Origin of the sequence: Lentzea miocenica (assembly GCF_033949945.1) — a bacterium.
In the GTDB taxonomy this organism is placed as follows: domain Bacteria; phylum Actinomycetota; class Actinomycetes; order Mycobacteriales; family Pseudonocardiaceae; genus Lentzea; species Lentzea miocenica.
Map to the genome: position 1 here is coordinate 13,684 of NZ_JAXAVW010000025.1, position 13,416 is coordinate 27,099.

Sequence of the window (13,416 nt, forward strand, 5' to 3'; positions counted from 1 at the left end):
ATATATAGCTATTGCGCGGCTTGTCCACCGTCACCGGGGGAGGCCAGGTACTTCGGGTCCGGTGTGGACACCGCGAGCGGCCGGCCGGTCTCCAGCAGGCTCTTGAGACTGCACACCAGCTGCGGCCATCCCTCGGCGATGCTGTCCAGCAGTGCGCTGCCCGGCTGGAAACCGTCGTGCGTGACGGTGAGCCGCACGTCCTCACCGACCGGCTCGATGTCGAACGAGAGCCGGCTCGGCGGCTCGCCCGCGAAGTCGTCCATCACGGTGATCCAGGTGAAGGACAGCCGCCGCGGCGGTGCGCACTCCAGCACTTCGCCGTGGTCCCACAGCCTGCCGTCCGGCCCGACCAGCCTGACCTGCGAACCGATCCGCCAGTCGGACTCGACCCGTGAGTCGAACCAGTAGTCCGGTGTCAGCTCGGGGTCGGTGAGCATGTCCCACAAGGTGCCGGGGTCGGTCCTGATGTAGCTGGCGTAGGTGAACGAGGTGGTCATGGTGCCTCCACGGGAGCCTTGCGCACCAACGAGATCAGCCCCATCGCGAGGACGACGACGATGGCGGTCACCAGCAGTGCGACGTTCATGCCGTCCATGAACGCGGAGTGCGCCGCCGCGACGATCTGGCGCATCGCGTCGGCCGACTGCCCGGCCATCTCGGGAACCCGGCCCTCCGCCACATGGCTCGCCTGGCCGAGCAGCGCGGTCGCGACCTCCGCCGGCGCCCCCTCGTCGGCGAGATGGCCGGGAAGCGTCGCCGTCACCCGGCCGGAGATGATCGCGCCGATGACGGCGATGCCGAGGATGTTGCCGCCCAGCAACGCGGTCTGGCCGAGACCGGACGCGACACCGGCCATCTCCACCGGCGCGTGGCTCACGATGACCTCGGTCGCGGTCGGGACGACGAAGCTCACGCCGAGGCCGGTGAGCGCCAGGAACGGCCAGATCGCCAGGTACGGGGAGGAGGCCGTGAGCTGCGACAGCCCGAACGCGCCGATCGCGACCAGCAGCATGCCCGCGAGCATCGGGACCTTCGGCCCGAACTTCTGGTTGAGACCGCCGCCGATCGGGGAGCCCACCACGAACAGGATGGTGACCGGCAACAGGAACAGCGCCGCCTGCAGCGGCCGGTAGCCGTGCACGTTCTGCAGGTACAGCATGACGTAGAACCAGGAGCCGAACGACAGTCCGCCGGTGATCATGGTGGCCAGCACGCTCGCCGACACGGGCCCGGTGCGGAACATCGACAGCGGCAGCGCGGGCGCGTCGACGGACCGCTCGCGCAGCACGAACAACGTGCCGAACACCACCGCGAGCACGAGGCACACCAGGGTGAACGCGCTCGTCCAGCCGCGGAACGGGCCCTGCGTGATGGCGAGAACGAGGCTCAGCATCGCCGCCGTCAGCAGCGCGATGCCGGGGAGGTCGAGCGGGCGCGGCTCGGAGATCACCGGAGTGCGGCGCAGGGTCAGCAGGCCCATCACGAACGCGATCGCGCCGAGGCCGACGTTGATGAAGAACACCCAGCGCCAGGTGGTGACGTTGACGATGGCGCCGCCGACCAGCGGGCCGATCACGCCGCCGACGACGAACGCGCTCATGAACGCGCCGATCGCCATCTTCAGCTTCTCCGGCGGGAACACCAGCCGCAGCAGACCCATCGCGCTGGGCAGCAGCAACGCGCTGAAGGCGCCCTGGAGCAGCCGGAAGCCGATCATCTGGGTGATCGTCTGCGAGACGCCGACCAGCACGGACGCCACGACGAAGCCGACCAGTCCGATGAAGAACATCCGGCGGTGCCCGAACCGGTCGCCGAGCTTGCCGGCGGCGATCAGCAGCACCGCCTGGGTGATCATGTAACCGTTGGCGAGCCATTGCAGCGCGGGTAGTCCGGCGTTCATCTCGGCCGAGATCGCCGGGTTGGCCACGGTGATCACCGTGGAGTCCATCGCCTCCATCATGACGCCGATCGCGAGCGCCACCAGGACGAGCCACGGACTGCCTTGCCTGACGGTTGGTTGGTTGGCTGTGGTCCGATCCATCGTTCCTCCCCTGACGTCGCGAACGTCCCGGCTCAGTCCGGTGTCGCGCCCTCCGCACCGGGCACCGGCGGCTCGTCGGTGCCGCTTTCGGCCAGTTGCTTGATGACGGCGAGCCGGCGGTCCCACGCGGCGGCGCGCACGGTGATCCAGCGGGCGGTGGCGCTGAGCCGTTCCGGCCGCACGTGATAGCGGACCTCACGGCCGTGCTTGGCCCCCTCGACCAGCCCGGCCCGGTCGAGCACGGCGAGGTGCTTGACCACCGCCTGCCTGGTGACCGGCAGCACGGCGGCGAGTCCGGTCGCGGTGACCCCGCCGTTCGCGGCGACCGCCTCGAGGATCTGCCGCCGGGTGTGGTCGGCCAGTGCGCCGAACACGATCTCGACGGAGTCCTCCACCTCGTGCTCGAGGTGTTCAGGCATCTCGGCTCCTCGGCAGGCGGTTACACCGCGTCCTGTTCGGCGAGCTCACGGATCTCCTCGACCTTGAAGCCCCACCCGAAGCTGTTGCGCTGCGCGAGCCAGCGCTGCGGGGCGGGCGGCACGTCGACGGAGGAGAACCCGCGTTCGGTCACCCGCAGCCGGGTGCCCGCTCCGTCCGGCGTGAGCGTGAACTCGACCAGCGTGGCGTTGCCCTCGACGGGCTCCTCGCCGGGAAATCCGCTCGGCCACCAGAAGGAGAAGAACCGGTGAGGTTCCATCTTCTCGATCCGCGACGGGAAGACGCCGTTCTCGCTGTGGTCGAAGACGACGCGGCCGCCGGGGGAGAGATCGCCCTCGACGGGGTCGCCGTTGCCGAACCAGCGTCCGATCTGCTTGGGCTCGGTCAGCACCGCCCACACCCGTTCGACCGGCGCGTCGATGTGGATCTCCTTGTCGATCTGGGCCGGGGGGCTGATGTCGTTGGAACGCATCCGCGTGGTCGCCTTTCTGCGACAGGACCTCGTCATCCGAGCGTGGCACACCGTGACGGAATGCGCAACCACATGGTTGCGATCATGGAATCGCGAGCTCGGAGGGGAGCAGTGGTTCGGTGAGCAGCCGCCGGAAACGGCCGGTCACGACCTCGCCGTCGTCGTGCGGTCCGAGCCACCGCGAGACCAGCCGCGCTCCTTCGATGTAGCTGACCGTGTACGCCCGCCACAGCGGGTCGGTCAGGAACCTCAGCATCTGGCGGGCCCGCTCCTCCGGCAGGAGCAGCCAGCGGCCGATGTACTCGGCGACGTCCTCGGGGTCCGCGCCCCGGTCGTGCAGCATGATCGCGGCGTCCTGGCGCACGGGCAGCAGCAGCGACCACGGGCGGAGCACGCGTTCGAGGAGCTCCCCGTCGATCCGCACGCCCTGCTCGGCCAGCGCCCGCTCGGTCCACCCGCCCCAGCCGTTGCCGAGTGACGCCCAGAGCGCGCGTTCGGCGGCGCCTTCGGCGAGCAGGCACTGCGGTGTGTTCACCAGCGAGATGGTGTGCTCGGCCTGGCCGCGCTCGCGGACGAGCACCGCCTCCTTGAGGCAGTGCTCGGCGTGGTGTCCCGGATAGGACTCGTGCGTGGCGAGCAGCGGAAGCGCGGCGAGGTTGCGGCCGGCCTCCGCGTTGAGCGTCACGGTGGAGCGGAAGTCGCCGTGGTAGCGGTTGAACGCGTTCCAAGGCTTGTCGCGCACCACCTCGTATTGCACGTGTTCGCGTTCGGGCAGGCCGTAGGTGGAACGCACGATCGGTCGCAGCTCGTCGGAGACCGCCTGTACGGCGGCCCGCAGTCGGGCTGCGGGGATCGTGTTCTGCTCGTGGAACAGTTCCAGGCGCCCGCGCAGATCGCCCTTTCCCGGCAGCAGTTCGGCGATCTCGCCGTGCGCCTGCGCGTAGCTGTCGGTGTCACCGGGGGCGATCTCCACCCCGAAGTAGGCCTGCACCTCGTCGAGGAACGCCGTGCTCTCGCCGGCCAGCAGCCGCGAGGTGCACCGCATGGCGGTGAGCTGCGCCAGCAGGAAGCGCTGCCGTGCCGGGCCGAGGTCGCTGTCGGCGACCCGCCGGGTGATGTCCTCGGCGTCCGCGGCGAGCTGGGCGGGTGCCGGCAGCGGTTCGGTCTCCGCCCGGCGGGCGACCTCCGCGTCGCCGAACCAGCAGTCGACGTAGCCCTCGACGTGCCTGCCGATGCGCAGGCCCAGCAGGAGGTAGTCGCGCACCTCTGGCTCGATCATGACACCTCCGGCGAGATAGGTCGCTATACGTTCTTGAACATAACGGGTTGCGAGCGCGGGCGACAAGGGCGCAGGATGGGGAAGCACTTCATGAACCGGTAGCTACGCGGGGGTGGTGGCGATCCAGGTGCGCGTCCGGCTCGACGAGGACTTCTGCCGCGAGGTGGCGGAGGTCTACGAGCATGCGCCGTTGTTCGCACCGGATCCGGAGCTCGCAGTCGGGTACGAGGCGTTCCAGCAGGAGAGCAGACGGCAGTTCGAGTCCGTTGTGGACAGTGGCATCCGGGTGGTGCCGTGGCGCGGTGCCGGACAGCCGTACCGCGACTCCGCCGACCTGCGCGCACAGGTGCGCGAAACCGGTGTGCTGAAACTGTTCCTGACCAGTTCGGGGCACGGCCCAGGGCCCAGCACCGCGCCCCACCCGCTGCGCCGCCTCTCGGGTGTCGTCGCCGACGGTGTGGAGCTGACCCACAACGACGTGTTCCGCGTGGTGCACGACATCCACGGCCATGTGCTGGGAGGACACGGGTTCGGGCCGCGCGGGGAGTTCCTGGCCACCCGCGGGCACATGAGCACCTTCCCGGAGCCGGCGCACACCGTGCTGTTCACCGAGCAGATCGGGCAGATCTGCTGGTTCTTCTACGGCCCGTACGGCCATCTTCCCGCACCACGCCGCCCGTACGCCGAACAGAAGGTCTTCGCCTACGAACGCCGTTTCCTCGACCACTTCCACAGTCTCTTCGACCACGGGGAGCCGTGATGAGCCTGCCGCTGACCGTTCGCGAGGACTTCCCGCTGCTGTGCGGCGCGGGCGCGCCGGTGTACCTGGACAACGCCGCCACCACGCAGAAACCGAGGTCCGTGCTCGACGCGGAGATCGGCTACTACACCACCTCGAACAGCAACGTCGGCCGCGGCTACCACTCGCTCGCGCTGGCCGCCACCGAGTGCTACGAGCACGCCAGGTCCGCGGTCGCGGACATGATCGGCGCCGGGGCCGGGGAGATCGTCTTCACCATGAACACCACGGACGCGACGAACCTGGTCGCGGACACCGTCGGCGGCCGGATCGTCGGTCCCGGTGACCAGGTGGTGGTGAGCGGCATGGAGCACAACAGCAACCTCCTGCCGTGGCGCAGGCTCTGCGAGGCGAAGGGCGCGGAGCTGGTGGTCGTCCCGGTGGGGCCGCTGGGCAGGGTGGAGCTCGCGGACTTCGCCGCGGCGATGGGCCCGCGCGTGCGGATCGCCGCGGTCGCGCACGTCTCGAACGTGCTCGGCACCGTGAACCCGGTGCGGGAGATGGCCGCCGTCGCTCATCGGCACGGCGTCCTGGTGCTCGTCGACGGTGCGCAGGCGGTCGCGCACCTGCCCGTTGATGTGCGGGATCTCGACGCGGACTTCTACTGCTTTTCCGGGCACAAGGTCTACGGGCCGATGGGGATCGGTGTGCTGTACAGCCGGTCTTCGCTGCTGGAGGACATGCCGCCGTTCCGCGTCGGCGGCGGCACCGTGAAGGGCGTCAGCACCACCGAGCCCGTCCGCTACGTCGGGGCGCCGGCCAGGTTCGAGGCGGGCACGCCGAACGTGGCGGGAGCGGTCGGGCTGGCGGCGGGACTGGACTACCTGCGCGGCCTGGGCTGGGAGGCGGTGCGGGCGCACGACGCGGAACTGGTCGAGGCGACGCTCGAGGCGGTGGCGGATCTCGGCAACGTCGACGTCGTCGGCGATCCCGGCGATCTCCCGTGCGGGATCGTGTCGCTCTCGGTGCGGGGGATCCACCCCTACGACGTCGGCGCGCACCTCGACGCGCACGGCGTCGCGGTCCGCTGCGGCGTGCACTGCGCCAGCACGTTCCTGGACGACCTCGGCCTGGTCGGCACGGTGCGCCTCTCGTTCGCGGTCTACAACACGGTCGAGGAGATCGAGTACGTCAGGTCCGTGCTCAAGACCGTGCAGCCGGGCACGTGGACCACGGATCACCCCACCACGCGTTTCCTCTGAGAGGTGTCATGACTGCGACGGAGTTCGACCCGGTCCGGTTCAAGGAACAGCAGCGCGACAGCTGGAACGCCATCAGCGAGGGCTGGTTGTCCATTGTGGACAGCTTCGAGTGCGGCGCGGCCGTGATGACGGCGCGGCTGCTCGAGCTCGGCGGTGTGCGACCCGGCATGCGGGTGCTCGACGTCGGCACCGGCGTGGGCGAGCCGGCGCTGAGCGCGGCGGGCGTCGTCGGCCCGACCGGCCGGGTCGTCGGCGTGGACATCGCGCCGGACATGATCGCACTGGCGCGCCGCCGGGCGTCCGGAGTGGACAACGTCGAGTTCTTCGTCGGTGACGCCGAGTCGCTCGACTTCCCCGCCAACGCGTTCGACGTGGCGCTGAGCAGGTGGGGCCTGATGTTCGCGCCGGACCGGCCCGCGGCCTACCGCTCGCTCGCGCGTGTGCTGCGGCAGGGAGGCGTGCTCGCCGCGTCGGCGTGGGGACCACCGGAGACGGCACCGATGATGTCGCTCGGCTTCCAGGTGCTGGTGCGCCGGCTGGAGCTCCCGGCGCCACCCCCGGCAGCGCCGGGCCCGTTCAGCATGGCGGATCCGGACGAGGTGACGGACGGCCTGCGTGCGGCGGGGTTCACGGACGTCTCGGTGACCGAGTTCGAGGTGCCGTTCAGCCTCGACTCCGCCGAGGCCTACGTCGCGTTCAACAAGGCGGTCACCCCGCCGTTCATCAGGGGCATGCTGCGCGAGCGCTTCGGCACGGACGACGACGAGGAGACCTGGGCCCTGATCGGCGACGCCGCCGCGGGACATCGGGGTGCGGACGGCCGGATTCTGCTGCCCAGCAAGGCGTTGTGCCTGCGGGCGGTCAAGCCGTCCGGGTGCTGACCCCGGTGCGGTTCGACACGAGGCTCGTCCACTCCGGGTGGGACACGCGCACGGGTACGGGTGATGTGGTCGCACCGGTCCACGTCGCGGTGACCTACGACCGGTTCGCCGAGGATCCGCCGCGGTACTTCTACGCGCGCGGTGAGAACCCGACGCGGGAGGCGCTGGAGGCGTGTCTCGCGGCGTTGGAGGACGCGGAGTTCGCGCTGGCGTTCGCGTCCGGGCAGGCGGCGGGGGCGGCCGTGCTGTCGCTGCTCGGTCCTGGTGACCGCGTGGTTGCCTCCGACGACGTGTACGGCGGCACGCACGCGTTGTTCGAGATCTGGCGCAGGTACGGCGTCGTCGTCTCGCAGGCCGATCTCGCCGACCCGCGCGCCGCCGAGCGGGCGTTGTCCCCGCGGCCGGCGCTGGTGTGGGTGGAGACGCCGACGAACCCGCTGATGAAGATCAGCGACATCGCCGGGCTGAGAGCGCTGGCCGGGTCGGTGACCATCGTCGTGGACAACACCTTCGCCAGTCCGGCGCTGCAGCGGCCGATCGCCGAGGGCGCGGACATCAGCCTGTACAGCACGACGAAGTTCGTCGCGGGCCACTCCGACGTCATCGGCGGGGCACTGGTGCTCGACGATCCCGATGTGTACCAGCGTCTTGCCGCGCACCGCACCGTCACCGGCGCCGTGCCGGGGGCGTTCGACTGCTTCCTGGTCCATCGCGGCGTGCAGACCCTCTCGGTGCGGATCGCCCGCCAGGTGGCCAACGCCCGCGCGCTCGCCGCGGCACTGGAGTCCTCCCCGCTCGTGGGCGCGGTGCACTATCCGGGGCTGCCGTCCCATCCCGGCCACGAGGTGGCGGCGCGGCAGATGACGGAACCGGGAGCGATGCTCAGCTTCACCTACCGAGGTGACGTGGAGAAGCTGCTCGCCTCGACACGGCTGTTCACCGCGGCGGTGAGCCTCGGCGGAGTCCGCTCGTTCATCGAGTGTCCCGCGCTGATGAGCCATCGCCCGATACCGCGGGACGTCCGGCTGAGCGCCGGGCTCACCGACGACCTGATCCGTGTCTCGGCCGGGCTCGAGGACCCTGCCGATCTGGTCGAGGACCTGTGTGCCGCGCTGGAGCGGGGGAGGAGCTGATCGTCATGACCGGACCTGTGTGGCTCGACGGCGGTGTCGCCACGGAGCTGCGTCGCGCCGGACTCGCCGTGCGCGCACCGTGGTGGACGACGCGAGCGCTGCTGACGGACGCGAACCGGACGGTGCTGCGCGGCATCCACGAGCGGTTCGTCACGGCCGGCGCGCGGGTGATCACCGCCGCGACCTTCCGGTGCAACCTGCGTGCCTTGCGCGCCAACGGCCTCGACGCCGCCGGCCTCGGCTGGATGGTGCACGCCGCGGTCGGCGTAGCGCAGGCCGCGCGGCTGGCCGCGGACGTGCCGGGGGTGGAGGTGGCCGGGTCGATGGCGCCGGTGGAGGACTGCTACCGGCCTGATCTCGTGCCGCCCGACGACGACCTGCGCACCGAGCACCGATGGCTCGCGACCGAGCTTTCCCGCGCCCGCGCGGACCTCGTGCTCGTCGAGACGATGAACACGACCCGAGAGGCGGTGATCGCGGTGGAGGAGGTCAGGGCCGCCGGCCTCCGCGCGTGGGTCAGCTTCGTGTGCGAAGGAACGCGGCTGCTGTCCGGCGAGGACCTGGCGGCCGCGGCCCGGCTCGCCGAGAGCGCGGGCGCCGAGGCCGTGCTGGTCAACTGCACGACGCCGGCGGACACGACCCGTTGTCTCGAAACGCTGGCGGGCAACGGCCCCGGTGTCTTCGGAGGATACCCGAACCTGGAGGACCGCAGCGGGGTTCCACAGTGGACGGACGTGGACGAGGTGCTGCCGTCCTCCGCGACGCCGGAGGAGTTCGCCGCGTCGGTGCGGTACTGGGTCGAGGAGCTCGGTGCGAGCGTGGTCGGCGGCTGCTGCGGCTGCACTCCGGAGCACCTGGCGGCGGCGGTCAGCGTGGTGCCGTCGGTGGGTGTGCGTCTGGCTTGAGTGAGCGGGCCGCGGCGTTGATCTTGGCGAGCGGCTTGCGGCGGGTGGTGGGCGGTTGCACTCCGGAACACCTGGCGGGGGTGGTCAGCCTGGTGCCGCCGGTGGGTGTGCGTCTGGCTTGAGTGAGCGTGCCGCGGCGTCGATCTCGGTGAGCAGCATGCGGCGGGTGGCGGGCGGTTGCACCCCGGAGCACTGGTGGGGGTGGTCAGCGTGGCGCCGTCGGTGGGTGTGCGTCTGGCTTGAGTGAGCGCGCTACGGCGTCGATCTCGGCGAGCAGCCTGCTGCGGCTGGTCGGCGACTGTTGCGGCTGCACTCGGGAACACTTGGTGGGGGTGGTCGCGTGGTGCCGCCGGTCGGTGCGGCTTGGTGCGGCTGCACCCCGGAACACCCAACGGCGGCGGTCAGCGTGGTGCCGTCGGTGGGTGTGCGTCTGGCTTGAAAGCCCGTGCTACGGCGTCGATCTGGACGAGCAGCCGGCGGCGGGTGGCAGGCGGGCAGAACGCGGCCCGCACCGCGGCGCGGGCGAGTTCGGCGGGATCGAGCGCGAACTCCTGTTGGCAGATCAGGTACTCCTGGACGAGTGTCGTGCCGAACATGCCGGGGTCGTCGCTGCCCAGCGCGACCGGGACACCCGCCGCCACGAGCAGCGGCAGCGGGTGCGCGCTCAGGGTGGGCACGACACCGGTGCGCAGGTTGGAGGTGGGGCAGACCTCCAGTGCGACCCCGTCGCCGGCGAGGCGGTCCAGCAGCGCAGGGCTCGTGGCCGCGCCGATGCCGTGGCCGATCCGGTCCGCGCGGAGATCGGTCAGCGCGGACCACACCTCGGCGGGGCCGGTGGTCTCGCCCGCGTGGGGCACGCTGCGCAGCCCGGCGGCGCGTGCGGTGGCGAAGTGCGGCTGGAAGAGACGGCGCGGCACACCGTGCTCGGGGCCGCCGAGGCCTAGCGCGACTGTGTCCGGGGGTCCGTGGCGCAGGATCCAGCGCACGGTGGCCTCGCCCGCCGCCGGGCCGTCGTCACCGGAGATGTCGAAGATCCAGGCGATGTCGACGCCGTGCCCGCGTGCCGCCTGCCGGCCGGTGTCGAGCGCCTCGGCCAGCTCGCGTTCGCCGATGCCCGCCTTGAGGTGGGACAGCGGCGTGACGGTCACCTCCGCGTAGCGCACGTTGCCCGCGCTCAGGTCGGCCGCCAGGCCGTCGACGAGGGTGACGACGTCCTGCGGTGTCGTCACGAGCCGGTTGACCGCGGTGTAGACCTCCGCGAAGTGGTCGAAGCCGGCGAACTCGTAGTACCTCGCGAGCGCGGCGGGGTCGGAGGGAACTCCCCGGCCGGGATGGCGTGCGGCCAGCGCGGCGACCGTCGTGCGACTCGCCGCGCCCAGCAGGTGCACGTGGAGTTCGGCCTTGGGCAGAGCCGTGACGTAGGCGTTCACACCGATCGGCTCACGGACGACATGGCGAAGTCGCGCACCCTGAGCGCGGGCATCGCGGTGCGGAACTCCTGGTCGCCCCACTCCCTGGGCAGGGTTCGTTCCGTGTGGCTCATCGCGTCGACCCGGCCGAGCAGCTCGACCGGGCTCTCGTTGAACCGGAAGTCGTTGCAGGCACCGGAGATCTCGCCGCGGTCGATCACGTGCACACCGTCGCGGGTGAGACCGGTGAGCAGCAGGCGGCGGGGGTCGACGTCGCGCAGGTACCACAGCGAGGTGAGCAGCAGCCCGCGCCGGGTGTCCGACACCAGGTCCTCGAGTGTGCCGGTGGCGTGACCGGACAGCACGAGGTTGCCGGTCTCCGGCGTGAGTTCGGCGCCCGTCTCGCGGGCCGAGTGTCTGCTGTGGACCAGTGCGGTGAGGACGCCGTCGGTGATCCAGTCACTGCGCCGCAACGACATCCCGTTGTCGTAGACCGATGCCGCCGAACCGCCGCGCGCGATGGTGAACGGTGCGCAGGTGAGGCCGGGCTCGGCCGGGTCGCTGTACAGGGTCAGCGGGACGTCGGCGAGCCGTTCGCCGACGCGGGTGTTCTGGCCGGGCTTGCTGAACACCGAGACACCGTGCAGCGCGTCCCGTGCGGCGGACGAGAGGTGCAGGTGCGTCATCAGATCCGCGACGCAGGACGGCGAGAGGATCACGTCGTAGCGGTCGGGCGGCAGTTCTGTCCGGCGCTGCGACCAGTCCAGCCGGGTCTCCAGCAGCTCGCAGCACCGCAGCAGGCCGGGTGCGCTGAAGTCGGTGACGTCGAGACCCGTCCAGCTCGACCTGGTCTGCTCGTGGTCGCGGCCGGTGAGGTCCAGCACGCCGGTGGGCTGGGTGTGCCGCAGCCGCAGGCCGGTCGACGTCGCCAGCCACGTGGTGCGCAGCTCGTGACCGGCGTAGCCGAACAGCCGCGTGCGAGTCGCGCGCGCCCTTCCGAACGCCTCGGACAGCTCGTCGACGAGCGGGTCCAGCGTCGTGATCGACGTGCACGGTGGTTCATCGAACCAGTGCGGTGAGACAACGGCGCTACGGGGCAACGGATGCGCGTCCGGTGCGGGTGGCACCCGCCGTGCCGCGGCACAGGCCCGTGTCACGACATCGCGGATCACCTCGTCGTCCAGCGCGCCTTCCTGCGACACGATTCCGGTCCCCGCGTCGAGTGCGATGACCGTGAGGGTGCGGGACCGCACCTCACCGTTGCTGGTCAACGAATTGTCCGCCCAGCGCAGGTGCACCGACGAGACGTCGTCGACGATCACGATTCGCTCGCCCGTGCCGGGTGCGGCCAGCGCCGTCTCGGCGATCTCCTGCGGGGCCTTCACGCTGCACCCGTGTTCACGACCCGAACGCCGGCGAACAACGCGGCCGGGCAGCCGTGGCTCGTCGCGGCCGCCTGCACCGGCTGGCCCTTGCCGCACAGGTCGGCACCGAAGACCTGGTACGTCTCCCGGCCGCCCACCGCGGACAGCGCGTTCCAGAAGTCCGGCGTCGCCGACTGGTAGGCGACTCCGCTGAGCTGTCCGGCCAGCTGCCCGCCGGAGATCCGGTACGCCTGCTGCGCGGTGAACTGGAAGTTGTGCCGCCGTGAGTCGATCGACCAGCTGTCCGCGCCGGCGAGGTAGATGCCGTCCGTCACGGTGGAGATCAACTCCTCGGTGGTCGGCCCGCCGTCCGCCGGTGCGAGCGAGACGTTCGGCATCCGCGCCAGCACCGGACGCAACGCGGACTCGGCGAACGCGCATCCGGTCGACCTCGCCGCGCCCACCACGGCCGCCGTCCGCCGATCGGTCTGCACGCCGACGAGCACGCCGTCGCGCACCAGGTCCCACGACTGCGCGGCCACCCCCTCGTCGTCGAAGCCGACCGTCGCGAGCGCGTGCGGCGTGGTCCGGTCGGCCGTCACGTTCATCAGGTCAGAGCCGTAGCGAAGCGACCCGACGTCCTCCGGACGCACGAATGTGGAACCCGCGTAGGAAGCCTCGTGTCCGAGCGCCCGGTCGAGCTCCGTCGCGTGGCCGACCGACTCGTGCACGGTGAGCCAGAGGTTCGAGGGCGCGATCACCAGGTCGTACGTGCCCGCGGTGACCGGCACTGCGCATTGCTTGCCCTCCAGCAGTTCCGGCAGCGCGGCGAGTTCGGCGTCCCAGTCCCAGCCGTCGCCGGTGAGGTACTCCCACCCGCGCGCGACCGGAGGCCCCTGCGTCCGCACCGACGCCACCGACCCCATCACCGTGACCTGGGGATGCACCCGCACCCGCTGCTGCGTGGCGGTGGTCCCGTCGAGATCGGCGTAATGCTTGCGTTCCTGCACCGCCACCACCCCGGCCCGGACGTGCTCGACCACCCGCGCCGCGAGCAACCGCGCACTCCAGTCCGCGAGCAACGCCACCCGCGCGGATTCGGGCACCTCAAAGGGATTGAGCCGAAAACCCGACGACCACTCGACCTCGCCGTGCGCAGGCTCGTCCACCGGCTCCGCCTCCCGCGACCCGATCTTGGCGCAGTGCCTGGCCATCCGCAGCGCCCGATCCACGACGGACCGCGCGTTCCCGCCATTCCCGTCGGCCGCGAAACCCCAGGCACCCTCGTGCCACACCCGCACGGACAGTCCTGCCTCGACGCGGTCGTGCATCGACCAGACGACGCCGTCGAGCAGGAGCAGCTCGGACTTGCGCACCTCGTCCACCCGAACTGATGCGCACCGGATGCCCGCGCGGCGGGCGTGGTCGAGCGCGGCGGCGGAGAAGCTGCGAACGTCCATGAGGTAACGCTATCGATTTGTTAAGTGATCTGC

General features: G+C 71.0%; 13 protein-coding genes. 5 read left to right on the forward strand and 8 right to left on the reverse strand.

The genetic code is table 11. The annotated features are described in order from the left end of the window. Positions 1-8: 8 nt before the first annotated feature. From SK803_RS28325 to SK803_RS28345, 5 genes are all read right to left on the reverse strand, one after another. Positions 9-497 carry an SRPBCC family protein gene (locus SK803_RS28325; protein WP_319969169.1) on the reverse strand — a complete coding sequence of 163 codons (489 nt, stop codon included), beginning with the start codon at positions 495-497 and terminating at the stop codon, positions 9-11. Next, a complete protein-coding gene (locus tag SK803_RS28330; RefSeq protein WP_319969170.1) occupies positions 494-2,041 on the reverse strand; it encodes a DHA2 family efflux MFS transporter permease subunit in 1,548 nt (515 codons plus the stop codon). Before SK803_RS28330 ends, SK803_RS28325 begins: the two co-directional genes overlap by 4 nt. 32 nt (positions 2,042-2,073) lie before the next feature. Beyond that, on the reverse strand, positions 2,074-2,460 hold the full coding sequence (locus SK803_RS28335) for an ArsR/SmtB family transcription factor (RefSeq protein WP_319969171.1): 387 nt from the start codon (positions 2,458-2,460) through the stop codon (positions 2,074-2,076). A gap of 20 nt (positions 2,461-2,480) precedes the next feature. After that, complete coding sequence (locus tag SK803_RS28340; protein WP_319969172.1) at positions 2,481-2,951, reverse strand: SRPBCC family protein; 471 nt, start codon at positions 2,949-2,951, stop codon at positions 2,481-2,483. Between the two features lie 82 nt (positions 2,952-3,033). Next, entirely contained in the window at positions 3,034-4,230 is a 1,197-nt protein-coding gene (locus SK803_RS28345) for a DUF885 domain-containing protein (RefSeq protein WP_319969173.1), read from the reverse strand. 115 nt (positions 4,231-4,345) lie between these two features. On the opposite strand from SK803_RS28345, the gene SK803_RS28350 reads away from it, so the two are divergent. From SK803_RS28350 to SK803_RS28370, 5 genes are read left to right on the forward strand one after another with little or no spacing between them, the layout of a single operon-like run. Continuing rightward, on the forward strand, positions 4,346-4,990 hold the full coding sequence (locus SK803_RS28350; RefSeq protein WP_319969174.1) for a crotonobetainyl-CoA--carnitine CoA-transferase: 645 nt from the start codon (positions 4,346-4,348) through the stop codon (positions 4,988-4,990). Then, positions 4,990-6,231 (forward strand): aminotransferase class V-fold PLP-dependent enzyme, encoded by a 1,242-nt coding sequence (locus tag SK803_RS28355; RefSeq protein WP_319969175.1) that lies wholly within the window; start codon positions 4,990-4,992, stop codon positions 6,229-6,231. The genes SK803_RS28350 and SK803_RS28355 overlap by 1 nt, the downstream gene beginning before the upstream one ends. 8 nt (positions 6,232-6,239) lie before the next feature. Then, positions 6,240-7,112, forward strand: coding sequence for a class I SAM-dependent methyltransferase (locus tag SK803_RS28360; protein WP_319969176.1), 873 nt, complete (start codon positions 6,240-6,242; stop codon positions 7,110-7,112). Further along, on the forward strand, positions 7,079-8,245 hold the full coding sequence (locus SK803_RS28365) for a trans-sulfuration enzyme family protein (RefSeq protein ID WP_319969177.1): 1,167 nt from the start codon (positions 7,079-7,081) through the stop codon (positions 8,243-8,245). The genes SK803_RS28360 and SK803_RS28365 overlap by 34 nt, the downstream gene beginning before the upstream one ends. Positions 8,246-8,250: 5 nt before the next feature. Then, entirely contained in the window at positions 8,251-9,150 is a 900-nt protein-coding gene (locus tag SK803_RS28370) for a homocysteine S-methyltransferase family protein (RefSeq protein WP_319969178.1), read from the forward strand. Positions 9,151-9,551: 401 nt separating this feature from the next. On the opposite strand, the gene add is transcribed toward SK803_RS28370, so the two are convergent. The 3 genes from add to SK803_RS28385 are packed head-to-tail and all read right to left on the reverse strand — an operon-like array spanning position 9,552 to position 13,383. Further along, complete coding sequence (add, locus tag SK803_RS28375) at positions 9,552-10,580, reverse strand: adenosine deaminase (protein ID WP_319969179.1); 1,029 nt, start codon at positions 10,578-10,580, stop codon at positions 9,552-9,554. Then, positions 10,577-11,944 carry a metallopeptidase TldD-related protein gene (locus SK803_RS28380; protein ID WP_319969180.1) on the reverse strand — a complete coding sequence of 456 codons (1,368 nt, stop codon included), beginning with the start codon at positions 11,942-11,944 and terminating at the stop codon, positions 10,577-10,579. The genes add and SK803_RS28380 overlap by 4 nt, the downstream gene beginning before the upstream one ends. Continuing rightward, a complete protein-coding gene (locus SK803_RS28385; RefSeq protein WP_319969181.1) occupies positions 11,941-13,383 on the reverse strand; it encodes a TldD/PmbA family protein in 1,443 nt (480 codons plus the stop codon). Before SK803_RS28385 ends, SK803_RS28380 begins: the two co-directional genes overlap by 4 nt. Between the last annotated feature and the right edge of the window lie 33 nt (positions 13,384-13,416).